The following is a 22,230-nucleotide window of genomic DNA, read 5'->3' as shown; positions in this document are numbered from 1 at the left end:
AGCATCGCCCGACCTCCCCCGAAACGGAGCGGGTTTGACCGCCCCCGCCCGACACCACCCGTTAGAAGCGCGCGGGGGACGGCGGGGGACTGGTGATGGATTCGGATCGCGCGATCGGGTTGATGAACGACATGCTGTGGACCTGCGTCACCGTCGCCGGCCCGCTGCTGGCCGCGATGCTGATCGTCGGGCTGGCGGTCAGCGTGGTGCAGGTCGCGACCCAGCTACAGGAAGCGACGCTGTCCTATATCCCCAAGCTGCTTGCCGCGACCGCGCTGCTGCTGCTGACCGGATCGTGGATGATCGCGCGCATCACCGATTTCGCGCGATCGTTGCTGATCGCCCTCCCCTCGCTGGTGCAATAGGCCACCACGATGGTCGATCTGGTCGACAGGGCCGTTGCGTGCCTGCTGCTCAGCCTGCGCATCGTGCCGGTCTTTGCCTTTACCCAGCCCTTCACCCTGTTCCGCGTGCCCGCGATCGTGCGCGTCATCCTCGCCATCGCCTTGTCGGCATGGCTGGTCGCGGGGTATCCGGATGCGACCACGGGCACGCCGTTCCGGACGGCGGGCGTGCCGGTGACGGCCGCGACCGAGCTGTTCCTCGGCCTGACCCTCGCGCTCGCGCCGCAACTGGCCTTTGCCATGCTGCTGTGGGCCGGACGCGCGATCGACGTGCAGGCCGGCTTCGGCATCGCGACCTTGGTCGATCCAGCCACCCGCAATCAGATGCCGCTGGTCGGCACGCTGTTCGTCTATCTGGCCGGCGCGATCTTCTTTGCGACCGATGGCCCGCGCGACTTCCTCGGCCTCTGGGCCGCGTCGTTGGAGCGCGTGCCGCTGGGTGCGGTGGCCGGCGGGTCGCCGCAGCCGCTGCTCGACTATCTTTCCGGCGTCGCGCTGTTGGCGGTCGGGCTGGCGGGACTGGTGCTGCTGGTCCTGTTCCTGCTCGACCTCGCCGTCGCGCTGCTGTCGCGCACCCTGCCGCAGATGAACGTGCTGGTGCTGGGGTTTCAGGTAAAGGCGATCGCGACCGTCGCCACCCTGCCGCTGGCGCTCGGCCTGTCGGGCGCGCTCCTGTTGCGCATCCTCGCCCGCGCGACCGACATGATGCGGGACGCCGGCTGATGGCCGAACAGCAGGACCAGAACCGCAGCGAGGACGCGACCCCGTTCAAGCTGCGCCGCGCCCGCGAACGGGGGCAGGTCGCGCGCAGCACCGAACCGGCGTTCCTCGCCGCGATGGTCGCGCTGGCGGCGTTCGCCCTCGCCTCCGCCGACCGGATCGCCGCCGATCTCGCCGCGCTGGTCCGCACGATCCTCGTCGCCGGCATCGCCTCCGCCGCATCCGGTCCCATCGGCGTACCCGGCGACGGCTGGCACCTGTTCCGACCGCTCGCGCTGTTCGGGGGCACGGTGGTGGCGCTGGTCGTACTGCTCGAACTGGTCCAGTTGCGCGGACTGGTGTTTTCGACCCATCCGCTCAAACCAGATTTCTCGCGATTGAACCCGGCCAAGGGACTGAAGCGCCTCTTCTCGCTGCGTCTGCTCAAGGAAACGGGCAAGAGCGTCGCCAAGCTCGCCGTCTATGGCACCGCGACCTTCCTGACCGTGACCCATGGCATCGGCCGCTTCGCCGAGGTCGCGGGCGACACCGCCCGGCTGCCGTCGCTGCTGCTGTCGACCGGGTTGCGCCTGCTGCTGACCTATATCGCCATCGCGGTCGGCTTCGCCCTGCTCGACCAGCTATTGGTCCGCCGCGATTTCGCCAAACAGATGCGGATGAGCCGCCGCGAAGTGACCCGCGAGGCGCGCGACCGCGAGGGCGATCCCCGCATCAAGCAGAAGCGCAAGAAGCTCCACACCGATTTCGTCCGCCAGTCGGAGGGGCTGGAAAAGCTGCCCGGTTCGGACATGGTGATCGTCAATCCCGAACATTTCGCGGTCGCGCTGCGCTATGATGCGGCGGGAATGGACGCGCCACAGGTGTCGGCGAAGGGCCGCAACCGCTTCGCACTCGCCCTGCGCGAACGGGCGGTGGCGCTGGGCATTCCCGTCATCCGCAATCCGCCGCTCGCCCGCGCGCTGTTCCACGGCGCGACGGCAGGCCACGCCATCCCGTCCGATCACTACGGCGCGGTGGCACAGCTCTACATCGACCTCGCGCGCGCCGCCCCAAGGACTTGAAGCATGACGACCGCCACATGGCGCAACACCCTGGCCGACAACAAGGATCTGGCGCTGGTCGGCGCGACCATTGCCATCCTGACGATCCTGTTCGCGCCGATCCCGACCGCGCTGCTCGACCTCGCCATCATCCTCAATTTCGGCTTCGCACTGTCGATCATGCTGCTGACCTTCTATGTCGGCAAGCCGGTCGATTTTTCGACCTTTCCCTCGCTGCTGCTGGTAGCGACGCTGTATCGCCTGTCGCTGAACGTCGCCGCCACCCGGCTGATCCTGACCGGTGGTGACGCGGGGGAGGTGATCGGATCGATCGGCGCCTTTGCGGTGCAGGGCAATTTCGTCGTCGGGCTGGTCGTCTTTGCGATCCTCGTCGTCGTGCAATATGTCGTGGTCACGGCCGGCGCGCAGCGCGTGTCGGAGGTCGCCGCCCGCTTCACGCTGGATTCGATGCCGGGCCAGCAGATGAGCATCGACGCCGACCTGAACATGGGCCTGATCGACCAAAAGGAAGCGATCCGCCGCCGCGCCGCGCTCGAAAAGGAAGCCAGCTTCTATGGCGCGATGGATGGCGCGTCGAAATTCGTGAAGGGCGACGCGATCGCCGGCATCATCATCCTGCTCATCAACATCGTCGCCGGCTGGATCGTCGGCGTGACGCAGATGGGGCTGGGGTGGAGCGAGGCGCTGCACCATTTCACCCTGCTGACCATCGGCGACGGTATCGCGACGCAGTTGCCCGCGCTCGTCATCTCGATCGCGACCGGGATCATCGTCACCCGCTCCGCCGCCGACCGGCAATTGTCGCTGGAGATTTTCCGCCAGCTCACCTCCGAACCGCGCATCCCGCTGATCGTCGCTGCCGTGCTGCTGGCGCTGCTGCTGATGCCGGGGATGCCCAAATGGCCGATCCTGCTCATCGCGCTGGTCGCCGCCGCCGCGTGGTGGCGCGTGCGGCGGCTGGCCGGGTCCGACGATGGCGAAACCGCTGCGCAGGAGGAGGCGGACGACGGCGCCCGCGCGACCGGCGCGATGATCGACATCGCGATGGGCGCGACGCTGGCCGATCGCTGGCGCCCGGAGGAAGCGGTGATCCTCGACCGTATCGCCGGACTGCGGCAGGTGCATGAGGGCGATTTCGGTGTGGCGCTGCCGGCGGTGAAGCTGCTCCCCGACCGGACGCTCGGCACCGACGATTATGCCATCCGCCTGTTCGGCGCGCGCTATGGCGCCGCCACCATCCTGCCCGACCATCTGCTCGCCATCGCGGCGCAGGGCGCGTCGCCGGTGGTCGACGGCATCGCCACCATCGACCCCGCCTTCGGCCTGCCGGCATGGTGGATCGCCCCCGACCGTGCCGATGCGGTGCGGGCGGCGGGATGTTCGGTGATCGATCCCGTCACCGTCCTCGTCACCCATCTGGGCGAAATCGTGCGCGGCGAGATCGGCACGCTGATGACCCGCGCCGCGACGATCGAACTGCTCGACCGCGTGCGCGCGCGCCAACCCGGACTGGTCGAGGAGCTGGTCCCCAACATCCTCGCCGTGCCCGATGTACAGCGGGTATTGCAGAACCTGCTGTCCGAAGGCGTGTCGGTCGCGCAGATCGACACCATCGTCGAACATCTGACCGACCTCGGCCGCACGCAGAAGGACCCGGCCGAACTGACCGAACTGATCCGGCAGCGCATGGCGCACGGCATCTGCAACCAGCTGCGCGGCCGCCATCCCGACCTCGCCGTGCTGAGCCTCGATCCCCGGATCGAGAACCAGATCACCACCGCGCTGTCGGCGTCGGGCGGCGGGTCGGCGATGCCGATCGACCCGCGCCTCGCCGAACAGCTCGTCCGCAAGCTGGCACCACTCGCCGACCGCATGTTCCAGCAGGGGCGCAGCCCGGTGCTGCTGTGCGCCGCCGAAACCCGCCGCGCGTTCCGCACGCTGACCAGGCGGGCGGTTCCCCGGCTGGCGATATTGTCGGTACAGGAGATTCCGATGCGCATAACGCTCAAATCCTTCGATGTCGTTCGCCTGGAGGGCTGACCCGATGCACCCCGTTTCGCCCGATGGCCGCTTCGCCCGCCTGACCAGCCTGCTGGCCCATGACCCGCACAACCCGCATCTGCTCGCCGATACGGTGGAGGCGGCACAGGCCGAAGGTCGCTGGGAAGCGGCGACGTCGCTGCTCGACCGGCTGGCGGTGGTCCAGCCGCTGGCGCCCGCGCAAATCCACGCGGCCGGGCTGGCGGCATTGCAACAGCGCGACTGGAGCGCGGCAGAGGGCTGGTTCGCGCGGCTGATCGACGATGGCATCGCCCCGCCGCCGGTGCGCTTCAACCGGGCATGGGCGCTCGCCATGGCCGGGCGGGGGAATGAGGGGCTGGACCTGCTCGATCCCGAAACGGTCGCCGACCTGCCACAGGCGGCACAACTGCGCGTCCAATTGCTTCACGATGCCGGCGAAATGGACGCGGCGATGGCGCAGGCACGGGAGTCGCTCGAACGCCATGGCGCGCATCGCGGGCTGAACGCGGCGGTGGCGACGCTGGCGACCGACATGGACGATCTGTCGCTTGCCCGCCGCTGTGCCGATGCGGCGGGCGACCATCCGGATGCGCTGGTGACGCTGGGAACGATCGCGCTGGATCAGGGCGATCCCACCGCCGCCGCCACGCAATTCGCCGACGCGCTGGCCCGCAATCCCGATGCCCCGCGCGCGCTGGTCGGCAGCGGCCTTGCCCGCATCGCGGCGGGCGGCGATGCCGACGCGGCAGCGGTGGAAATCGATCGCGGCGCGACGCTGTTCGCAACGCATCTCGGGTCGTGGATCGCGGCCGGCTGGACCCATTTCCTGCGCGGCGACCACACCACCGCCCGCGACCGCTTCGACCATGTGGTGGAACTGGACGACAATTTCGCCGAGGCGCATGGCGCGCTGGGCGTACTCGACCTCCTCGCCGGCGATGCCGCAGCGGCCCGACGGCGGATCGCGGTGGCGACCCGGCTCGATCGCGATTGTTTCGCGGCGGCGCTGGGGCAGGTTCTGCTCGCACAGGGCGAAGGCAACGCGGACCGGGTGCAGGCGATCCTCGCCACCGCGCTGCACGCGCCGATCGACGAAACCGGCCGGACGCTGGCGCAGGCGATGGTGCAGGCGGGCCGACAGCGCGATTGATCGCGCTTCGGACGACATCCTGCTCGCCCCGTACCGTCGCCCCAGCGGAGGCTGGGGCATCAAGCGGCTCTTGCAGCGCGCTATCACCGGGAGATCCCAGCCTTCGCTGGGATGACGGCTTTGTCAGCGGGATTCCAGGTCCAGTTCCGCCAACGCCGCCACGACCAGCGACCGCCCTTCCGGCGTTTCGTCGAGCATCGCCAGAACCCGGTCGCCGAGCGCCTGAAACGCCGCGTCATTGGCGACCCCCTCGCCCAGCCGTTCCGCCAGCAGCGCGCGCACCACCAACCGGCGGCGGCCGTCCGGGTCCAGCACCGCCAACGCCGCGACCGCCAGCGCCCGTTCCAACGGCGACAGCATCGGCACGGCGGCCCGCGTCGCCGACCGGACCTTCGTCTCCCCCCGTCCCTGCAGCCGCTCGCGCAACAGCAGCAGGACCGGATCGGCCCGCCCGATTTCCGCCATCAGTGCAGAACGCGCCCGCCGCCCAGCGGATCGAGCAGGAACGACGTCGCCGATGCCTCTACCGGGGCCGTCGCGCCGCCTGCCTGTGCCTCGCACTCGGCGATCAGCAACTGCATGTCGCCGTTCAGCGGCAGGGTCTCGGTGTTCAGCGCGATCCCCTCGCGCAATGCCGCGACCGCTTCGGCAAAGCGGTCATGGACCAGATGGGTCAGCCCGACCGCGAAGCAGCGCAGATAATGGTCGTGCGCCAGCGCCAGCAGCGGTTCCCACGTCGCGATCGCGCGTGCCCCCTCGCCCGAGGTCAGCTCGAAAAAGCCCAGCTGGAACCGTGCCAGCGCGAAATCGGGGGCCAGCGCCACCGCACGCCGGAACGCCGCGTGCGCCTCGATCGGGCGGGCGCCGACCAGCAGCGATGCGCGCAGGAAATGCAGCCGCGCGTCGTCGGGATGATCGGCCAGCAACGCGTCGGCCTGCGCCAGCCCGGCCGCCGCATCATCGCCCACCAGCCGCAGCAACGCCTGCATCGCCCGTTCGTCCGCCAACGCCATATCGTCCCGTTCCTTCATCGCCCCGACCCGATCGCGCCGCGCAACCGGCCGATCGCCGCCGCGTGCAGTTGCGACACCCGCCCCCGGCTGATGCCCAGGACCTGCGCGATCTGTGCAAAGCGGACGCCGTGTTCGTAATGTTCGCGGATCACCCATTTTTCGCGGTCCGGCAGGCGGTCGATCGCCGCACCCAGCAGGGCGTGGAGTTCGCGCCACGCCAGGCTTTCATAGGCATCGGGGCGATGGTCGCCGCGATCCGCATCCTCGACCAGCCCGGTATCCGCCAGCATCACCCCGATGGCAAGGCCGGCCGCCATGTCGCCCAGCCGTTCGACCGCGCCGCCCGTGTCCGCAGGGGTCAGCGACCGCACCCGTTCCTGCACGACCCGGCGGCGGGCATGATGCTGCGCGTCCAGCTCGCCCAGCCGCGCCGCGCCGTTCGAGATGCTGCCGACGATCCGCCGCCGCGCGAATGCCGAAAAGGGGATGCCGCGCAACGGATCGAACCGCTCCATCGCCAGCAACAGTCCTTCATAGGCGAATTGCTGCATGTCGCCCAGCTCCGCGCCATGCGCCGGACGCCGAGACAATTGCCGCGCGGCGATCGCCTTGGCGAGCGATCGGTAGCGGACGAAGATCTGTTCGCGACACCCGCTCTCCGCCTCGTAGCGCCAGCGCCGCCACAGCGATGCCTCCACGCGCGGCGGGATCGCCACCAGCGCCATGCCCCGTCCGCGCGCGGTTCTCACCGGAAACTGCCCAGCACGCCCTGCAGGATCAGGCTCCACCCGTCGATCAGCACGAACATCAATATCTTGATCGGCAGCGATATGGTCGCGGGCGGCACCATCATCATGCCCAGCGCCAGCAGGATGCTGGCGACGATCAGGTCGATCAGCAGGAACGGCAGCATCACGACGAAACCGATGGTGAAGGCGACGCGCAGTTCGTTCAGCATGAAGGCGGGGGCGAGCTTCAACAACTGCACCTCCTCCGCCCGCGCTGGCAACGGCGTCTTCGCGATGGCGTAGATCGCCTCGATGTCGGAATCGCGGGTCTGCGCTAGCATGAAGTCCTTCAGCGGCGCCTGCCCCCGCTCCATCGCGCGTTCGACCGAGATGCGTCCGTTCAAGAGCGGCGTCACCGCCTGTTCGTTCAACCGGTCCAGCGTCGGGGTCATGGTGAAGCCGGTCAGGAACAGCGCCAGACTGACCAGCACGATATTGGGCGGCGTCTCCGGCATCCCGAACGCATGGCGGACCATCGAAAGCACGACGACGATGCGGATGAAACTGGTCATGCTGACCAACACCGCCGGCACGACCGCCAGCAGGGTGAGGACCAGCATGGTGCGGATCGCATCGGTGCCCATGCCCGCGCCGATCGCTTCCGATAGCGGGGTCATCGGGCGTCGTCCGGCACGGCGATGCTCGACAGCACGCGCTGCTGCTGCGCGCTGCTCAGGATCGCATATTCGCGGCCGTGCACTAGGACCAGCGACAGGTCGGCATGGTGGTTCAGCCGCCGGCTCTCGATCACCTCGATCCCCGCCCGCACCGGCCGGGCGCGCGGCCAGCCCCCGCCCCGCCGCAACCACAGCACCGCTACCCACGCAACCGCGCTACACAACAGCAGCGCGACCACGATCCGCAGCCATGGTATCTCCACGGCAGTTCCACCGCCCAGCCGGGGGACCTGCGCCGTGGCGGCGGCGGTGGCGATCACGAAGCCCATGGCGCGATATCGGTCAGCCGCACCCCGAACCGGCCGTCGACCGCGACCAGCTCGCCGCGCGCGATCTCCCGCCCCTCCAGCCGCAGCGACACCGGCCGGTTCAGCGCGGCATCGAGCGGCAGGGTGGCGCCGGGCGTCAGCGTCGTCAGCTCCCCCACCGTCATCCGCGCGTCACCGACCACCGCCTCGACCTCGACCGACACCGTGTCGATCAGCCGGGGATCGATCCCTTCCTGCACCGCGCTCATGCGGCCTTCCCCATGCGGTTGGTATCGACCTTGAGCGTCCAGTGCGCTGCCTCGCGCACGACGCGCGCGGTCGCGATTCCCACCACCCCATCGTCGATCACGACCGGCAACGCATCCTCGACCCCCGCGTCGAACACCAAGGTATCGCCCACGACCATCCCCCGCATCTCAGCCAGCCGCAGCGTGCAGCGTCCCAGCCGCGCCGACAGCCGCACGCCCCGCCCCGCCATCGCGCGCGACAAGGGCGTCAGCGGCCGATCCGGCGTCACCGCCGCCGGCAACCGCGCCAGGATCCCGGCGGCAAGGCATCGCTCGCCCAGCTGGACCGACAGCGACAGCCGCCCCGCCGCATCGCCGAACCGCAGCACCCGTGCCGGCCGCCACGGCAACCGCTCGACCGGCCCGCGCCAGTCGCCGCCGCAAGCGAGCGCCGCCGCCACACGCTGCCGCATATCCGCGCGGGCGGCATCGCCGACCCGGTCGAGCAACGCCCGATCCGCCGCGCTGCCCGGCCCGGCAAAACGCCGCCCCAGCGCCATCGCGCCGGGATCGTCGCCGCCAAGGCCGATCGCCACATCCTCGCCCAGCACGTGCAGCGCTTCCCCGGCCGGCTTGTCGTCCAACACCTCCAGCGGACAACCGAACCACGCCTCGCCCCAGCTGCTCGCCAGCGCGGCCAGATCGTGGTCGAGCGCGACCGATGTCGCGCCCGGCGGTACCCAGGCCGATCCGATCATCCCTGCCCCCGCATCCCGAACAACTGCTGGATCATGTCGTTCGACACGCTGACGATCTGCGACGACGCCTGGAACCCGCGCTGGATCAGGATCAGGTCGCCGAACTCGCGCGACAGGTCGACGTTCGACGCCTCCAGCCGACGCGACAGCACCTTGCCGACGCGCGGGTCGGCGCTGTTCGCATAGGCTACGCCCTGTCCGGCGGCGTGGTCGAACAGCCCGCCGCTACGCTGTACCAGCGACCCGGGATCGCGGAAATCGGCCAGCGCCACCGCGCCCAGCACCGTTTTCTGGTCGTTCGAATAGGCCAGTTCGAGCTTGCCCTCGGCATTGACCGCGACATTGGTCAGCGTCCCCGCCCCCTGCCCGTCGACCGACGCCGTCCGCAGCGTCGACACGTCGCCCGACGAAAACGCCGTGACCCCTTTCGAAAAGTCGAACGTCACCTTCGCGCCGCTGCCCTTGTCCTCGAACGCCAGCGTCATCGTCGTCGGATCGACCGTGCCGGCGGTGGTGAACTTCAGCGCGCCGGTGCCGATCGTCGCGCCCTTGTCGTCGGCGACGCTCACCTTCCACGCATTGGTCCCGTCCTTTTCGAAGGTCGCGGTCCACAGATGGCGCACGCCGCTGATGTCATAGACGCCGATGTCCGCCACGCTGACCGGCTTGGTGGCGGTGGTCGACAGATTGTCGGCGAAGCTGACGGTGGTGGTCGGCTTGGGCGCGCTGGTCCGCGCGGCATCGACCGACAGCGCGACCGGTCGCCCGGCGGCATCCAGCGTGGCGAGCCTGAGCGTCGTGCCGGCCATCACGATATGCCCATCCTCCGCGACCTGAAAACTGCCGGTGCGCGCGAAGACCTGTTTGTCGCCGTCGAGGAGCACCAGAAAGCCGGTGCCGTCGACCGCCAGGTCGAGCGCGCGGTCGCTCTGGCGCAACTCGCCCTGCTTCAGGTCGAGCGTCCCGTCGCCGACCCCAACGCCATGCCCCGCCGGCCGCCCGCCCCCGGTCAGCGACAGGCCGCCGCTGTCCGACGACCCGAAATAGTCGCGGAACGATACCGTCGTCCCCTTGAACCCCGCGGTGTTCAGGTTGGTGACGTTGTTGCTGACCTGTTTCAGCCCGGCGGCATGGGCGTTCAGCCCGCTCAGCCCGATATAGATGGCACCGAACATCGCCTATTTCTCCCTGATCTGTGTGATGGAGCCGATCGCGACGCTGCCGATCGTCTGCCCCTTGTCGGTTTGGATGGTCGCGGTGGGGGTGCCGTTCGCAAAGGCGATGCCGACGACCGTCCCGGTCAGCGTCGCCGCCCCGGCCGGGACATCGACCCGCTTGCCCAGCAGCCCGGTCGCCTGCACCGTGACGGTGGAGGCAAGGATCTGGTTCAGCCGGTCGCTCATCGCCTGCCCCTGCTGGACCTGCGAAAACTGGGCGAGCTGCGACACGAACTGGAAATTATCCATCGGCTTCAGCGGGTCCTGATAGGTCAGCTGGGTCAGGATGATCTTCAGCAGCGAATCGAACCCCAAGCCGAACGCGCTGGTGGCCGTGGCGCCCTGCGCCGATGCGCCGGCATCCGCCGACGTGGCGGTACCGACGGCTTGGGTCTGGAACATGGTTCAGCGCTCCGTGCGCAAGGTGGGAGCCGGCATCGCCAGCAGGGTGACGGCGCGCGGGCGAAGCCCGTGGCGCGACAGGGTGGCGGCGATCGCGTCGCGCATCCGGTGACGCTCGCCCTCGGACAACGCCCCCACCGCCGCCGACACTGCGAGGCCCTCGGCCAGCGCGATGACCGCGACCTGCGGCGCGCCCTGCGCCATCGCGGCAAGGCGGGCGCAGGGCCGGGCTGCGGGCGCGACGGCAAGCTCGGGTTCCTCTGGCGGAGCGGGCGCGGGCGGGGCCTCGCCCACCGCCGTTCCGTGCAGGGGAGCGGGCGACGGCGACGGCCGGACCGGCACGGCGCGGTCGGCGGGAACGGCCACCACCGCCGTCGCGGCGATTGCGTGACCACCCCCGATGCTCGACGGCATCACGGCGTCGCGAGGCATCGCCATCGACAGGACCGTAGCATTGGTCGCGACCGGGACCGGGGAGGTGACGACCGGCGCTTCCACCAGCGCATTCGCTCCGCCCGCCGCCATCGCGATCATGCCGCGCGCATCGAAGCGGATCGCATGATCGGCAACCACAGGCCGTTTCGCCGGATCGACGAGGGCCACCGCTGCCGGCGCAACCGGCATCGCATCGATCGGCGGTTCGGGAATCGGGACCGGCACCATCTCCGGTCCGGTCAACGCCTGCGCCAGCACGATCGCAAAGGCCGGCCCGCCCTCGTCCCGGCGCTCGGCCGGGACCGGTGGCGACAACGCTGCGGCCGCGCCGCTCGCCATCAGGTCGATCATTGCTTCCCCCATCGCTGCGTCACCCGGTCGGCATGGTCGGCAAGCTGCCGTTCCTCGCGTCGCATCCGGTCGCGGCGCGCCAGCCGGCGCACGATCCTCTCGCCCTGTTCCACCGCCGCATCGGCACGGCGCAGCCCCTGCCGCGCACCGGTCAACGTCGTTTCCGCCTGGGCGCGGTCGGTGCGGGCCGCGTCCTGTTCCCCGGTCCGCGCGATCAGTTGCGCCGCATGGTGCCGTTCGATCTCGGGCAGGAAACAGGCGGCATCCGCCTGCGCCCGCCATGTCGCGAAGGCGTCCTCGACCCGCTCCCCGGCACCCGCCAACGCATCGTCCGCCGCCGCGACCGCCCCGGTCGCTGCCTGCAACGCGCGCTCCGCCAGCACGCGCTGTGCGGCGCGGACCGCCGCCACCCGGCGCATCGCGGTAAGGGTCCGCTCAGCCACGGGCCGTCGCCCGGACCAGCTGCGCCACTGCATCGCGGAACGCCACGCGCACCGCCTGCCCCTGTTGCAGAAAATCGAGCAGGCCGGGGCGCAGGGCGATCGCCGCATCGATCTCGGCGCTGGCCCCCGGCTGCACCATGCCGCTTTCGATCAGGATGCGCGCTTCGTCATACACGCCCAGCATCGCGCCCGCCCGCCGCGCGGCGGCGGCATGGGCCGGCTCCATCAGCCGCGTCGCCTGCCGGCTGATGCTGCGCGACAGGTCGATGGCGGGGAATTGCCCGCGCTCGGCCAGCGTGCGCGACAACAGGATATGCCCGTCGAGCAGCGACTTCATCACCTCCGCCACCGGATCGTCGATCTCGTCGCTTTCGGCCAGCACGGTCATGACGGCGGTGATCGCCCCGCCCGACGCCGCCGCGCCGCAGCGCTCGACCAGCCGGGGAAGAGCGGCAAAGACGTTCGGTGTATAGGCGCGCACGGTCGGCGGTTCGCCCGCCGCCAGCCCGATCTCGCGCAGCGCCATCGCCAGCCGGGTGACCGAATCGATCGTCAGCAGCACATGCTCGCCCTGGTCGCGCCAATGTTCGGCGATGGCCAGCGCAACCCCGCTGGCCCGCGCGCGCAACGACGCGCTCTGGTCCGACGTCGCCGCGACCAGCGTGAAGCGCGCGGCATCCCGCCTCGCCGACAGCACCCGCCAGATCGCCTCGACCTCCTTGCCACGCTCCCCGACCAGGCACAGCACGCACCGGTCGCTGCCGGTCTGGGTGACGATCTGTTCCATCAGGCTGGTCTTGCCGACACCGCTGGCGGCGAAGATGCCGATCCGCTGGCCGACGCCCAGCGTCAGCAGGCCGTCGATCGCGCGGATGCCGGTTTCGACCACCCGGTGCGGCATGGTGCGCTCCATCGGCGACAGGATGCGCCCCACGATCGGTCGCTGCGCATCGCCGACGACCGGCGGCCCGCCATCGATCGGGCGGCCCAGCGCATCGATCGCGCGTCCGACAAAGCCGTTCCCGACCGGGGTCAGGCCACCCGCTACCGACCGCCACAACCGCGCGCCGGGGCGCAGGCCCGCCTCCTGCTCCAAAGGCACCAGCACCAGTTCACCGCCGTCGACCGCGATCACCTCGGCCAGCGCGTGGCCGCCGTCGTCGCGTTCGATCGCGCACAGGTCGCCCAGCGTCGCATCGGGACCGACCGCCACGCACTGCCCCTGCCCGACCTTGCGTAGCCGCCCTTCGGGTGGAGTGGGGACCACCGCCGCCAGCCGGGTGAGGAACGGATGGTTCACGCCCGCCCCTCCGCCATCGCGTCCAGCACGGCCGCCAGCGTCGCCCATTCGGTGGCGAGGTCCAGCGGCAGCGTCTCATGCCGTGCCTCGATCCGGCATTGCCCACCGGCCAGTTGCGGGTCGTGGCGCACGCTGACGCCGGGCAGCCGCTCGCCAAGTGCGGTGAGCGCGGTGTCGTCCACATCCGCCGCGCTCACCGCGACCGCTACCACCGCCTCGCGCCGAAAGCCCTCCAGCCGCCGCGCGATCATCGTCTCGACCCATGCCGCCCGATCCGCCGATGCGACGAACAGGCGGTCGAGCACCATATGCGCCAGCGCCGGGGCCAACCGGTCGAGTAGCGCCAGCCGGTCGTCCAGCGCCGCGCGGGCGGCTATCAACGCCTTTTCCAGCAAAGCGGTGCGCGCAACATCGTCCCGCTGCACGGCATCGCGCGCCTTGCGCCCGGCCTGTTCGATGGCCTCGACGATCCGCGCCGCCTGTGCCGCCGCCGCGTCGCGGGCGGCGGCCTGTAGTTGCGCGACGTCCTGCCGCAGCGCCGCGATGACGGCGTCGCGCGGATCGGCCACCGGTTCGGGCAGGGCGACCGTCGCCAGCGGCAGCGCAGCCACGGCGTGCGGCGATTTCAGCAACGCGCTCATCGCCGCCACAACCGGTCGATCAGACTCGGGCGATGGACCGGAAGCGGCGCGGCCACCCCTTCGCCCAGCGCGGCCGACAGCGCCGCGCGCGCCGCGTCCGTCACCCCCGCGCCCTCGCCACGCGCCAATGCGGCAAGGTCAGGCGAGACGCCGGAAGACTCTGCACCGGGGTGCAGCACCGCCTCGAACCGCAGCCGTTCGTCGAAGCGCAACCGCGACAGGACCGCCCGCTGATCCGCCTCGCGCAGCGCGCGGAACTCGGTGACGATCTGGTGCAGATTGTCGTCAGGACCGGACATCGGCGGCCTCCAGCGTCTGACGCAGGCGCAGTGCGAACGCTTCCTGGTCGGCCACATCCATCGCCGGCCGCGCCCGCCGCCTGAGGAGCGCGACGATCCCCAGCACGGCCAACGCGGCGCCCGCCGCGATCCACCAGCTCCACCCCGATGCCACCGGCAGGGGGGTGCTTTCGGGTTCGATAGCGACGGAACCGGTCGCGACCGGCGTCGGCGGCAGGGGCATCGCGATCGGATCGACCGGCCCGGTGACGAACGTCACCGCGTCGCCCCGCGCGGTATCGATGGCAAGCGCGGCGTTCACCGACTCGGCGATGCGGTCGCGATCCTCGGCACTCGGCTGCGCCGGCGTCTGGACCTGCACCGCCAGCGGGAAGGTCCGCTCACCCCCGTCCAACGCGACCGGCCCGTCCGCGACGATCCGCACCGTCACGCGCGACGCCCGGCCGGGCCACACCGCCGCCACCGCATCGCTGGCGCGGGCGGTGAACAACTGGCGCAGCGCCTCGCGCTCGTCGGGCGCGGTGCCCTCCACGCCACCACCGATCTGCCGCCCCGCCCCGTCGAGCACGACGACGCGCGCCTCGGGCAAATCGATCGCGGCGGCGGCGACCAGCCGCTGAATGCCCGCGACACGAGCGCGGTCCAGCACCGCCCCCGGCTTCATCTCGATCGCGACTGCCGCGCTGGCTTGCGCCCGATCACCGCGGAACAGCGCCTTTTCGGGCAGCGCCAGATGGACGCGGGCGGCGGCGACACCGTCCATCATCAGGATGGTCCGGGTCAGTTCCCCCTGCAACGCGCGCTGGTAATTGATCTTCTGGGCGAAATTGGTCAGCCCCATGTCGGATTCGTTGAACAGTTCGAACCCGACCAGCCCGCGTGCCGCGACCTCGCTCCCGGCCAGTGCCACACGGGTATCGGCGGCGCGATCGGCCGGCACCAGGATCGTCGTGCCGCCACCTTCGAGCCGGTACGGCGTGCCCCGCTTGTCGAGTTCGGCGACGACCGCCGCCGCGTCGGCGGCGCGCAACCCTTGCGCGAACACGACATACTCCGGCCGCGACAGCCACCACCAGCCGCCGGCCACCAGCAGCAGCACCGGCAATAGGATCAGGATCACCCGCCTGAACGGGACCGCAGACGCCTCGGCCATGTCAGAGCTGCATCGCCATCAGTTCGCGATACCCGTCGAGCAGCCGGGTGCGCACCTGCATCGCCAGCTCGACCGCCAGCCGCGCTTCCTCCAGCGCCATCGTCACCTGATGCACGGGAATGCTGTCGTCGACTGCGAATTGGCGGGCGAGTGCGTCGGCTTGGGCAAGTTTTGTATCGACGTGTTGCAGGCCCTGCGTCAGCAGCGCGCCGAAGCCGCCGCCCGTCGCAGGGACCGGCGGAGCATAAGCCGGCACCGCCGCCGCGCCGATCGCCGCGATCGCCTCGATCCCGCTCATGCCGATTTGCCCAGTTCGAGCGCGCGGGCATACATTTGCTGCGCGGTCGCCAGCGCGGTCAGGTTCGCCTCATAGGCGCGGGCCGTGCGGATCATCAGCGTCATCTCCCCCGCATGATCCACCTCGGGATAGGTCACGAAGCCGCCGGCATCGGCATGGGGATGGCCGGGTTCATGCACCCGCCGCGTGGCCGTGGACGCCACCATCGCCTGCACGCCGACACCCGCCGGCCGGTCGAGCATCGCGGAGAAGCTCTGCACCGGTCCCGACACCATCCGCATCGCGCGATAGCCGGCCGTGCCCGGCGCATCGCTGCTGTTCATGTTGGCGAGGTTGAGCGCGATCACCTGCAATCGCTGCCATTCGACGTCGAGGCCGGTGCGGCTGATCCGTGCGGCGTCCATGCTTAGCGGCCCCCGCTGACGACGGCGCGGTCGATCGCCATGCGCCGCCCGGCGATCTCGACCAGCGCCGAATAGCGCAGCGCCGTCTCACTCGCCGTCGCGACCTCCAGGTCCAGCCGTTCGCTACTGCGCGTCGGTCCCTGCACCGTCTGCGCCGTCACGCGCGCCAGCGCCGCCGGCCCCTGCTGCGCCGCCGCCCGCAGCCGCTCCTCGAACCGGACCGTCAGCGCCCGGAACGACGGCGTACCGGCATTGGCGATGTTGTAGGCGGTGGCGATCTGCCGCTGGTGCAGTCCGTCCAGCGCACGCGCCAGCGTCAGCGAGGTGATGGCGTCCATGTCGGTCCCTATTGAACGAGGATGTCGGCGTGCAACGCGCCCGCCGCGCGGATCGCCTGCAGGATGGAGATGATGCGGCGGGTATCGACACGCGCCCTGTGCAGCGCCTGCACCAGATCGGCGACCGAGCTGTTGGGCAGCCGCAGCGCGGCGTCGCCCACGCCCTCGCGCACGTCGAGCGCGGTGTTGGTCACGATCAGGCTGCGCGCATCGCCCGCGAAACCGGCGAGGAAGCCGGGCTGCGACGCCATGTTCTCCGCCACGACCGACACCTTGATGTCGCCCTGCGCGATGGCGACGCTGGAGATCATCACCTCCGCGCCCGCGACGACGGTGCCGGTGCGTTCGTTGATGACGATGCGGGCCACGCTGTCCGGCTCGACCGGCAGATTCTCGATCCCCGCGATGAACCCAGCCACCGCGCCCGGCGCGCCGCCATAGCGGATGCGGACCTCGTCGGCGTTGACCGCCCGCGCCGCGCCGCTGCCCAGCCGCGCCGAAATCCGCGCGGCGATCCGCTCCGCGGTCGAAAAGCTGGGGCTGGCGAGCAGGAACGACACCTCGCCATCCGCGCCCGCGACGCTCGACTGCACCGCCATCTCGATCGTCGCCCCGCCGGGCAGGATCGCGCTGGTCGGGTAATTGCGCTGTTCGCGGTTCAGGTCGCTGTCGAACCGGTGTCCCCCGGCCAGCAACGCGCCCTGCGCCAGCGCATAGGGCCGCTGGTCCGGCCCCAGCAGCGGGGTCATGATGAGCGTGCCGCCGGCCAGGCTGCGCGCATCGCCGATCGACGACACGTTGACGTCGATCCGGTCGCCGACATTGGCGGAGGGCGGCAGCACCGCCGTCACCATCACCACCGCGACGTTGCGGCTGCTGATCTGGTCGTCGGCGACATTGGTGCCCAGCCGCGTGAGGATATTGCGCAGCGCCTGCCGCGTGACGCCGCTGCGCCGCGTGTCGCCCGACCCCGACAATCCGGTGACGAGGCCGTATCCGACCAGCGCATTGTCGCGCCATCCGGCAAAGCGGCCCAGCCCCTTGATCGGGACCTGCTGCGCCTCCGCCGCGACGGGCCACGCACCGGCCAGCATCAGCCCGAGAAGAACCCGCCGCATCAGCCCAGTCCCAGCAGGCCGAACAGCCGGTCGACCAGACCGGGGCCGCTGCCCCGCGTCACGAAACCCTTGCCGGCATAATCGATCTCGGCCCCGGCGATGCGGCTGGACAACACGCTGTTGTCGCTGGCGATGTCCGCCGGACGCACCCGTCCGCGCACCGCAATGTCGGTCCGCTCGCCATTCACCCGCACCTGTTGCCGCCCCAGCACCAGCAGGTCGCCATTGGGCAGGATGTCGTCGATCGTGACGGTCAGGCTGGTCAGCAGCCGTTCCGATCGCCGCACCTCACCCCGCCCCGAAAAACCGCCGCCCAGGCGGATGCCGGCATCCTCGTCCACGTCGCCGAGGCGGACGCTGCCGCCGGTATCGGTCGCGCGGCGGCGTGCGCGCTGGGTCACGTTCGACGATTCGGCGACCTGATGGACGACGATGGTCAGCACGTCGCCGCGCGCGCTGGCCCGGCGGTCGGTGGCGAGCGCCGGCCAGTTGCCGTCGTGGAACAGGTCCTGCCCCAGCACCAGCGCGGCGGCGAACACCTGACCGCCCGCATCGCGCACGAACAGCCGCTCGCCCGAACGGCCGCCCTGCACCACCGCCACCCGTCGTTCGATCGTGGCCGGACCGATCGCCGAGCGCAGGAATAACGTCTCACCACGCGCGACCGCCGTGCGCGGATCAAGACGCAACCGCCCGAGCGACACGCCGGCGGCGATCGGTTCGGCCGCCAGCACCAGCCCGGATTTCCGGTCGTAGCGCAGCGCCGGAAGTCGCGCGGCGGTGCAGTCAACCGGCTGCAACGCCCGCGCCTGCACCGGCTCGCCGATGGCCAGCGGAGTGCGCGACGCCATGCACGGCAGCCCCGCCATCGCCGTCGCCAGCAGCATCGCCACGCCGATCATCGCCGCAACCCGTTGACGATGCCCATCAACTGGTCGGCCGCCTGCACGATCTGGGCATTGGCGGCATAGGCGCGCTGCACCAGCATCAGCTGCACCATCTCGTCGGTCAGCTGCACGTTCGACCGTTCGACCGCGCCCTGCACCAGCAGCCCGGCGCCATCCTCGCCCGGATCGACCGCCACGCCGCGCGCATCGTCGGTCATCCGGTACACCCCGCCGTCCAGCCGGACCAGCGTGTCAGGGTCGTCACAGCGGACCAGCTCGATCCGGCCCAATTCGACCGCTTCGGTGCCATCGCCCAGCATCGCGCGCACGATGCCGTCGCGCGCGATCCGCACGTCGCTCGCATCCGCCGGGATCGTCACCGCCGCGCGCAGCGGCAGGCCGCCATCGCTCGCCAGCAACCCATCGGCATCGACCTTCATCGTGCCGCCGCGCCACAGCAACGTCTGCCCGCCCGGTCCCATCAGTTCGATGAAGCCCGCCCCCTCGATCGCTACGTCGAGCGGCCGTCCGGTCCGCTGCACCTCGCCCTGCTGGTCGATGGTAAGCTGCGTGTCGAACCGGACCCCGGCATCGGCCGTGGCGGTCGCCGGGCCGGTCACGGTCGGGACATTGGCCGACAGGTCGGCGAAGCGCACCCGCGCCCGCTTGAACCCGGCCGTGTTCACATTGGCGATGTTGTTGGCCAGCGCTTCGAGCGCCTGTTGCTGAGTGCGCATCGCCAGCGCGCCGATACTGAACGCGTCGCTCATCGCCCGCCCTGCCCCAGCGTGGTGAGCGCGCGGCCCATCAGTTCGTCATAGACCTGCACCAGCCGCGCGCCGCCCTCCGCCTCGCGCATCGCGGTCATCATCGCCAGCATCTCGTCGCCCAGCGCCACGTTCGACGCCTCGACCATGCCCTGCCGCAGCATCGCGCCTTCCGCCTCGCCGCCGCTGTCCGACCGCAGCGCGATTCGCGCGACCGGGCGCTGTCCGTCCAATATGGTGCCGTCGGGCAGGATCGTCACAGTGCCCCGCGGCAACACGACGTCGCCGCCGCCCAGATCCTGTACGATCCGCCCGCGCCCATCGGCCAGTCGGCCATCGTCCAGCCGGTGGAACTGGCCGCTGCGCGCCGCGACCATCTGCTCACCATCGCGCAGCTCGAACGCGCCTTCGCCCTCGATCGCGAGGTCGAGCGGCGCGCCGGTCGCCTGCAGCTTGCCCTGCGTCCGGTCGTGCCATGTCGACGCCACGCCATCGGCATCCAGCGCCGCCTGCAGCGCGCGATAGGCGACACCGCGCTTGTATCCCGGCGTCGACACATTGCCGACATTCTGCGACACCTGCGCCAGTCGCGACGACGACAGGCGCAGGATCGCCATGGCACTTTCCATCAAATCGGTCACACCAGCCCCCGCTCGGTCCTTGGCCCTGGCGTAGAGCGGGCCGACGGGCGGCTTCAACGACGGTCCGGTTGGGTTTGGTGGTGGTTCCGCAGGATCGTATCCGTTTTGGAGAGGTGTGTGCTTGCGCCCCGCAACCCGCCGGCTTTGCCCGAACGGGCCGCACCACCCCCTTGCCCTTGCTCCGGCCAATCCCCAAAGCAGTCGCCATGGCACAGGAATCCCCACTCGACCGGTTTCGCGACGTCCTGCGCGGCACATCGCGCGCAATCGCGGAGGAGCCGGAGGTGGAGCTGGGCTTCACCGCCGACGCGCCGGTCGCATCGGGCAAGCATATCAAGGTGCCGATGCCCGCCCGCGCGCTCCCCGCCGATCAGGTGGCGGAGGCGCGCGGGCTGGCCGACGGGTTCGCGCTCAAGATGCGCTACCACGACACCGCGCTTCACGCCCGCGCGGCACCGGGCGATGCGGTGGCGCGCGCGGTGTTCGATGCGGTCGAACAGGCGCGGGTCGATGCGGTCGGATCGGCGGGCTATGACGGGATCGCCGACAATCTCGACCATGCGCTGGCGATGCGGATGCGGTCCGACCCGATCACGCGGGCGCGGACGCGGGCCGAGGTGCCGTTGTCGACCGCCGTGCAGCTGATGGTGCGCGAACGGCTGACCGGGCGGATGCCGCCCGCCGCCGCCATCCCCGCCATGGCGCTGGTCTCCGACTGGATCGAGGAGCGCGCCGGCACGCAGCTCGACGGCCTCGCCGCGCTGGTCGACGATCAGGTGGCGTTCGGGCGCGGCATCACCCGCATCCTCACCGATCTCGAACTGGTCGAGGGCGAGGTCGAGCCGGAACAGGCCGATGACGGCGGCGACGATGCGGAGGGCGAGGACGAGGAAACCCCACAGGACGACGGCGAGGACGAGGGCGAGCAGCAGGGCGGCGACGGCCAGGTCGAGGCACGCGGCGAGGACCGCAGCGACGACCAGGCCGATGCCCGGTCCGACGACATGTCGGAGGATGTCGACGCCGAAGGCGACGACATGGCCGATGGCGAGGATGAAGGCGGCATGATGCCGGTCCGCCCCAACCGCCCCTTTGCCGACCTGAACGCCCAGTTCGACTATCGCGCCTTCACCACCAAATATGACGAGGTGATCGCCGCGACCGAGCTGTGCGACGCGGACGAACTGGAACGGCTGCGCGCCTATCTCGACCAGCAGCTCGTGCAGTTGCAGGGGGTGGTGACGAAGCTCGCCAACCGGCTGCAACGCCGGCTGATGGCGCAACAGTCGCGATCCTGGGACTTCGATCAGGAAGAGGGACTGCTCGACGCCGCCCGGCTGGCGCGGGTTGTCATCAACCCGGCACAGTCACTGAGCTACAAGATCGAGCGCGATACCGAGTTTCGCGACACCGTCGTCACGCTGCTGATCGACAATTCGGGGTCGATGCGCGGCCGCCCGATCGGCATCGCCGCGATCAGCGCCGACATCCTCGCCCGCACGCTGGAACGCGTCGGCGTGAAGGTCGAGATTCTCGGCTTCACCACCCGCGCATGGAAGGGCGGGCAGGCCCGCGAATCGTGGCTGGCCGCCGGTCGCCCGCCCCAGCCCGGCCGCCTGAACGACATCCGCCACATCGTCTACAAGCAGGCCGACGAACCGTGGCGCCGCGCGAAGAAGTCGCTCGGGCTGATGATGCGCGAAGGGTTGCTGAAGGAGAATATCGACGGCGAGGCACTGTTGTGGGCGCATGGCCGGCTGATCGCGCGGCCCGAGGATCGAAAGGTGCTGATGGTCATTTCCGACGGCGCGCCGGTCGACGACTCCACGCTATCAGTCAATTCGGGCAGCTATCTGGAACGGCATCTGCGACAGGTGATCGCGTGGATCGAGAGCAAGTCGCCGGTCGAACTGGTCGCGATCGGCATCGGCCATGACGTGACCCGCTGGTACGGGCGCGCGGTGACGATCATGGATGCCGAACAGCTCGCCGGCACGATGATCGAGCAGCTGGCGTCGCTGTTCGACACCGAATGAAGCCCGCCGCCCCGCCCGGCGGATTTCGCGGGCCGGTGAAGCGATCGATCACCATCGCCGGCCACGCGACCTCGATCAGCCTAGAACCCGGCTTCTGGACGGCGCTGGAGGACGCGGCGGCTAGGCGGTCGCTGCCGCTGTCGGCGCTGGTCGCGGCGATCGACGCGGTGCGGATCGAAAGCGACGATCCGCCGAACCTGGCGAGTGCGATCCGGTCGTGGTTGCTGGGCGAGGTCGGCGGGCGGTAAGTCGTTTTCACGCGAAGGCGCGGAGACGCGAAGAGTAGGAGAAATGGGTTCGCGCAGAGACGCGGAGGCGCAGAGAGGTTGCGGCCGCGGACAGGTTTCTGCCGCGACAGCGGCCTTGATCTTCGTTGCAGCGAAAGATGGCGCCTCCTGGTCGCGCGCGCTC

General features: G+C 70.4%; 29 protein-coding genes. 7 read left to right on the top strand and 22 right to left on the bottom strand.

Features of this window, described 5'->3' with window-relative positions:
• Positions 1–95: 95 nt before the first annotated feature.
• The 5 genes from ASE83_RS09225 to ASE83_RS09205 are packed head-to-tail and all read left to right on the top strand — an operon-like array spanning position 96 to position 5,357.
• Positions 96–365 (top strand): flagellar biosynthetic protein FliQ, encoded by a 270-nt coding sequence (locus ASE83_RS09225; RefSeq protein WP_055788566.1) that lies wholly within the window; start codon positions 96–98, stop codon positions 363–365.
• Between the two features lie 9 nt (positions 366–374).
• Entirely contained in the window at positions 375–1,127 is a 753-nt protein-coding gene (locus tag ASE83_RS09220) for a flagellar biosynthetic protein FliR (protein WP_055788564.1), read from the top strand.
• Positions 1,127–2,185, top strand: a complete 1,059-nt coding sequence (locus tag ASE83_RS09215; protein ID WP_055788560.1) for an EscU/YscU/HrcU family type III secretion system export apparatus switch protein — start codon at positions 1,127–1,129, stop codon at positions 2,183–2,185. The genes ASE83_RS09220 and ASE83_RS09215 overlap by 1 nt, the downstream gene beginning before the upstream one ends.
• A 3-nt stretch (positions 2,186–2,188) precedes the next feature.
• Complete coding sequence (locus tag ASE83_RS09210) at positions 2,189–4,225, top strand: flagellar biosynthesis protein FlhA (RefSeq protein WP_055788557.1); 2,037 nt, start codon at positions 2,189–2,191, stop codon at positions 4,223–4,225.
• A 4-nt stretch (positions 4,226–4,229) separates the two neighbouring features.
• Positions 4,230–5,357: a tetratricopeptide repeat protein gene (locus ASE83_RS09205; RefSeq protein ID WP_055788554.1), complete on the top strand. Its 1,128-nt coding sequence runs from the start codon at positions 4,230–4,232 to the stop codon at positions 5,355–5,357.
• Positions 5,358–5,480: 123 nt separating this feature from the next.
• Here the strand turns inward: ASE83_RS09205 and ASE83_RS09200 are convergent, their stop codons facing one another.
• The 22 genes from ASE83_RS09200 to ASE83_RS09095 are packed head-to-tail and all read right to left on the bottom strand — an operon-like array spanning position 5,481 to position 19,759.
• Positions 5,481–5,822 (bottom strand): hypothetical protein, encoded by a 342-nt coding sequence (locus tag ASE83_RS09200; protein WP_055788550.1) that lies wholly within the window; start codon positions 5,820–5,822, stop codon positions 5,481–5,483.
• The gene (locus ASE83_RS09195) at positions 5,822–6,370 is read right to left on the bottom strand and encodes a tetratricopeptide repeat protein (protein WP_156352968.1); all 549 of its coding nucleotides are present in this window, start codon (positions 6,368–6,370) and stop codon (positions 5,822–5,824) included. The genes ASE83_RS09200 and ASE83_RS09195 overlap by 1 nt, the downstream gene beginning before the upstream one ends.
• Before the next feature lie 14 nt (positions 6,371–6,384).
• Positions 6,385–7,119 carry a sigma-70 family RNA polymerase sigma factor gene (locus ASE83_RS09190; protein WP_156352965.1) on the bottom strand — a complete coding sequence of 245 codons (735 nt, stop codon included), beginning with the start codon at positions 7,117–7,119 and terminating at the stop codon, positions 6,385–6,387.
• A complete protein-coding gene (gene fliP / locus ASE83_RS09185) occupies positions 7,116–7,775 on the bottom strand; it encodes a flagellar type III secretion system pore protein FliP (RefSeq protein WP_055788541.1) in 660 nt (219 codons plus the stop codon). Before fliP ends, ASE83_RS09190 begins: the two co-directional genes overlap by 4 nt.
• Positions 7,772–8,104, bottom strand: coding sequence for a hypothetical protein (locus tag ASE83_RS09180; RefSeq protein ID WP_055788539.1), 333 nt, complete (start codon positions 8,102–8,104; stop codon positions 7,772–7,774). The genes fliP and ASE83_RS09180 overlap by 4 nt, the downstream gene beginning before the upstream one ends.
• The gene (locus tag ASE83_RS09175) at positions 8,092–8,352 is read right to left on the bottom strand and encodes a FliM/FliN family flagellar motor switch protein (protein WP_055788536.1); all 261 of its coding nucleotides are present in this window, start codon (positions 8,350–8,352) and stop codon (positions 8,092–8,094) included. Before ASE83_RS09175 ends, ASE83_RS09180 begins: the two co-directional genes overlap by 13 nt.
• On the bottom strand, positions 8,349–9,089 hold the full coding sequence (locus ASE83_RS09170) for a FliM/FliN family flagellar motor C-terminal domain-containing protein (protein WP_055788535.1): 741 nt from the start codon (positions 9,087–9,089) through the stop codon (positions 8,349–8,351). The genes ASE83_RS09175 and ASE83_RS09170 overlap by 4 nt, the downstream gene beginning before the upstream one ends.
• Positions 9,086–10,264, bottom strand: coding sequence for a flagellar hook-basal body complex protein (locus ASE83_RS09165; protein WP_055788532.1), 1,179 nt, complete (start codon positions 10,262–10,264; stop codon positions 9,086–9,088). Before ASE83_RS09165 ends, ASE83_RS09170 begins: the two co-directional genes overlap by 4 nt.
• A 3-nt stretch (positions 10,265–10,267) precedes the next feature.
• A complete protein-coding gene (locus ASE83_RS09160) occupies positions 10,268–10,708 on the bottom strand; it encodes a flagellar hook assembly protein FlgD (RefSeq protein ID WP_055788529.1) in 441 nt (146 codons plus the stop codon).
• Positions 10,709–10,711: 3 nt separating this feature from the next.
• The gene (locus tag ASE83_RS09155; protein ID WP_055788526.1) at positions 10,712–11,494 is read right to left on the bottom strand and encodes a hypothetical protein; all 783 of its coding nucleotides are present in this window, start codon (positions 11,492–11,494) and stop codon (positions 10,712–10,714) included.
• Positions 11,491–11,937 carry a hypothetical protein gene (locus ASE83_RS09150; protein ID WP_156352962.1) on the bottom strand — a complete coding sequence of 149 codons (447 nt, stop codon included), beginning with the start codon at positions 11,935–11,937 and terminating at the stop codon, positions 11,491–11,493. Before ASE83_RS09150 ends, ASE83_RS09155 begins: the two co-directional genes overlap by 4 nt.
• Positions 11,930–13,237, bottom strand: a complete 1,308-nt coding sequence (locus ASE83_RS09145) for a FliI/YscN family ATPase (protein WP_235513194.1) — start codon at positions 13,235–13,237, stop codon at positions 11,930–11,932. The genes ASE83_RS09150 and ASE83_RS09145 overlap by 8 nt, the downstream gene beginning before the upstream one ends.
• Positions 13,234–13,878 (bottom strand): hypothetical protein, encoded by a 645-nt coding sequence (locus ASE83_RS09140; protein WP_156352959.1) that lies wholly within the window; start codon positions 13,876–13,878, stop codon positions 13,234–13,236. Before ASE83_RS09140 ends, ASE83_RS09145 begins: the two co-directional genes overlap by 4 nt.
• Complete coding sequence (locus ASE83_RS09135; protein WP_055788514.1) at positions 13,875–14,177, bottom strand: hypothetical protein; 303 nt, start codon at positions 14,175–14,177, stop codon at positions 13,875–13,877. Before ASE83_RS09135 ends, ASE83_RS09140 begins: the two co-directional genes overlap by 4 nt.
• Complete coding sequence (gene fliF / locus ASE83_RS09130; RefSeq protein WP_055788511.1) at positions 14,164–15,330, bottom strand: flagellar basal-body MS-ring/collar protein FliF; 1,167 nt, start codon at positions 15,328–15,330, stop codon at positions 14,164–14,166. Before fliF ends, ASE83_RS09135 begins: the two co-directional genes overlap by 14 nt.
• Before the next feature lies 1 nt (position 15,331).
• The gene (locus ASE83_RS09125; RefSeq protein WP_055788508.1) at positions 15,332–15,628 is read right to left on the bottom strand and encodes a flagellar hook-basal body complex protein FliE; all 297 of its coding nucleotides are present in this window, start codon (positions 15,626–15,628) and stop codon (positions 15,332–15,334) included.
• Complete coding sequence (locus ASE83_RS09120) at positions 15,625–16,032, bottom strand: flagellar basal body rod protein FlgC (RefSeq protein ID WP_055788505.1); 408 nt, start codon at positions 16,030–16,032, stop codon at positions 15,625–15,627. Before ASE83_RS09120 ends, ASE83_RS09125 begins: the two co-directional genes overlap by 4 nt.
• A gap of 2 nt (positions 16,033–16,034) precedes the next feature.
• Positions 16,035–16,370: a flagellar basal body rod protein FlgB gene (locus tag ASE83_RS09115; protein ID WP_055788502.1), complete on the bottom strand. Its 336-nt coding sequence runs from the start codon at positions 16,368–16,370 to the stop codon at positions 16,035–16,037.
• An 8-nt stretch (positions 16,371–16,378) separates the two neighbouring features.
• The gene (flgI, locus tag ASE83_RS09110; RefSeq protein WP_055788499.1) at positions 16,379–17,488 is read right to left on the bottom strand and encodes a flagellar basal body P-ring protein FlgI; all 1,110 of its coding nucleotides are present in this window, start codon (positions 17,486–17,488) and stop codon (positions 16,379–16,381) included.
• Complete coding sequence (locus ASE83_RS09105) at positions 17,488–18,375, bottom strand: flagellar basal body L-ring protein FlgH (protein WP_235513214.1); 888 nt, start codon at positions 18,373–18,375, stop codon at positions 17,488–17,490. The genes flgI and ASE83_RS09105 overlap by 1 nt, the downstream gene beginning before the upstream one ends.
• Before the next feature lie 11 nt (positions 18,376–18,386).
• Entirely contained in the window at positions 18,387–19,145 is a 759-nt protein-coding gene (locus ASE83_RS09100; RefSeq protein WP_055788493.1) for a flagellar hook-basal body protein, read from the bottom strand.
• The gene (locus ASE83_RS09095; protein WP_055788489.1) at positions 19,142–19,759 is read right to left on the bottom strand and encodes a flagellar basal body rod C-terminal domain-containing protein; all 618 of its coding nucleotides are present in this window, start codon (positions 19,757–19,759) and stop codon (positions 19,142–19,144) included. Before ASE83_RS09095 ends, ASE83_RS09100 begins: the two co-directional genes overlap by 4 nt.
• Before the next feature lie 230 nt (positions 19,760–19,989).
• On the opposite strand from ASE83_RS09095, the gene cobT reads away from it, so the two are divergent.
• Both cobT and ASE83_RS09085 read left to right on the top strand, forming a co-directional pair.
• On the top strand, positions 19,990–21,819 hold the full coding sequence (cobT, locus tag ASE83_RS09090) for a cobaltochelatase subunit CobT (RefSeq protein WP_055788486.1): 1,830 nt from the start codon (positions 19,990–19,992) through the stop codon (positions 21,817–21,819).
• The gene (locus ASE83_RS09085) at positions 21,816–22,067 is read left to right on the top strand and encodes a ribbon-helix-helix domain-containing protein (protein WP_055788483.1); all 252 of its coding nucleotides are present in this window, start codon (positions 21,816–21,818) and stop codon (positions 22,065–22,067) included. The genes cobT and ASE83_RS09085 overlap by 4 nt, the downstream gene beginning before the upstream one ends.
• The last annotated feature ends 163 nt before the right edge of the window (positions 22,068–22,230 follow it).

Origin of the sequence: Sphingomonas sp. Leaf32, assembly GCF_001421765.1 — a bacterium.
Classification (GTDB): Bacteria; Pseudomonadota; Alphaproteobacteria; order Sphingomonadales; family Sphingomonadaceae; genus Sphingomonas.
The sequence above is the reverse complement of the archived record's forward strand: the minus strand, read 5'-3'. Positions and strand labels throughout refer to the sequence as shown.

Excerpts from the sequence above, each read along its gene's own strand:
- ASE83_RS09225 (WP_055788566.1), top strand. The coding sequence starts at position 96 with ATGGATTCGGATCGCGCGATCGGGTTGATGAACGACATGCTGTGGACC.
- ASE83_RS09220 (WP_055788564.1), top strand. The coding sequence starts at position 375 with ATGGTCGATCTGGTCGACAGGGCCGTTGCGTGCCTGCTGCTCAGCCTG.
- ASE83_RS09215 (WP_055788560.1), top strand. The coding sequence starts at position 1,127 with ATGGCCGAACAGCAGGACCAGAACCGCAGCGAGGACGCGACCCCGTTC.
- ASE83_RS09210 (WP_055788557.1), top strand. The coding sequence starts at position 2,189 with ATGACGACCGCCACATGGCGCAACACCCTGGCCGACAACAAGGATCTG.
- ASE83_RS09205 (WP_055788554.1), top strand. The coding sequence starts at position 4,230 with ATGCACCCCGTTTCGCCCGATGGCCGCTTCGCCCGCCTGACCAGCCTG.
- ASE83_RS09200 (WP_055788550.1), bottom strand. The coding sequence starts at position 5,822 with ATGGCGGAAATCGGGCGGGCCGATCCGGTCCTGCTGCTGTTGCGCGAG.
- ASE83_RS09195 (WP_156352968.1), bottom strand. The coding sequence starts at position 6,370 with ATGGCGTTGGCGGACGAACGGGCGATGCAGGCGTTGCTGCGGCTGGTG.
- fliP (WP_055788541.1), bottom strand. The coding sequence starts at position 7,775 with ATGACCCCGCTATCGGAAGCGATCGGCGCGGGCATGGGCACCGATGCG.
- ASE83_RS09180 (WP_055788539.1), bottom strand. The coding sequence starts at position 8,104 with ATGGGCTTCGTGATCGCCACCGCCGCCGCCACGGCGCAGGTCCCCCGG.
- ASE83_RS09175 (WP_055788536.1), bottom strand. The coding sequence starts at position 8,352 with ATGAGCGCGGTGCAGGAAGGGATCGATCCCCGGCTGATCGACACGGTG.
- ASE83_RS09170 (WP_055788535.1), bottom strand. The coding sequence starts at position 9,089 with ATGATCGGATCGGCCTGGGTACCGCCGGGCGCGACATCGGTCGCGCTC.
- ASE83_RS09165 (WP_055788532.1), bottom strand. The coding sequence starts at position 10,264 with ATGTTCGGTGCCATCTATATCGGGCTGAGCGGGCTGAACGCCCATGCC.
- ASE83_RS09160 (WP_055788529.1), bottom strand. The coding sequence starts at position 10,708 with ATGTTCCAGACCCAAGCCGTCGGTACCGCCACGTCGGCGGATGCCGGC.
- ASE83_RS09155 (WP_055788526.1), bottom strand. The coding sequence starts at position 11,494 with ATGATCGACCTGATGGCGAGCGGCGCGGCCGCAGCGTTGTCGCCACCG.
- ASE83_RS09140 (WP_156352959.1), bottom strand. The coding sequence starts at position 13,878 with ATGAGCGCGTTGCTGAAATCGCCGCACGCCGTGGCTGCGCTGCCGCTG.
- ASE83_RS09135 (WP_055788514.1), bottom strand. The coding sequence starts at position 14,177 with ATGTCCGGTCCTGACGACAATCTGCACCAGATCGTCACCGAGTTCCGC.
- fliF (WP_055788511.1), bottom strand. The coding sequence starts at position 15,330 with ATGGCCGAGGCGTCTGCGGTCCCGTTCAGGCGGGTGATCCTGATCCTA.
- ASE83_RS09125 (WP_055788508.1), bottom strand. The coding sequence starts at position 15,628 with ATGAGCGGGATCGAGGCGATCGCGGCGATCGGCGCGGCGGCGGTGCCG.
- ASE83_RS09120 (WP_055788505.1), bottom strand. The coding sequence starts at position 16,032 with ATGGACGCCGCACGGATCAGCCGCACCGGCCTCGACGTCGAATGGCAG.
- ASE83_RS09115 (WP_055788502.1), bottom strand. The coding sequence starts at position 16,370 with ATGGACGCCATCACCTCGCTGACGCTGGCGCGTGCGCTGGACGGACTG.
- flgI (WP_055788499.1), bottom strand. The coding sequence starts at position 17,488 with ATGCGGCGGGTTCTTCTCGGGCTGATGCTGGCCGGTGCGTGGCCCGTC.
- ASE83_RS09105 (WP_235513214.1), bottom strand. The coding sequence starts at position 18,375 with ATGCTGCTGGCGACGGCGATGGCGGGGCTGCCGTGCATGGCGTCGCGC.
- ASE83_RS09100 (WP_055788493.1), bottom strand. The coding sequence starts at position 19,145 with ATGAGCGACGCGTTCAGTATCGGCGCGCTGGCGATGCGCACTCAGCAA.
- ASE83_RS09095 (WP_055788489.1), bottom strand. The coding sequence starts at position 19,759 with ATGGCGATCCTGCGCCTGTCGTCGTCGCGACTGGCGCAGGTGTCGCAG.
- cobT (WP_055788486.1), top strand. The coding sequence starts at position 19,990 with ATGGCACAGGAATCCCCACTCGACCGGTTTCGCGACGTCCTGCGCGGC.
- ASE83_RS09085 (WP_055788483.1), top strand. The coding sequence starts at position 21,816 with ATGAAGCCCGCCGCCCCGCCCGGCGGATTTCGCGGGCCGGTGAAGCGA.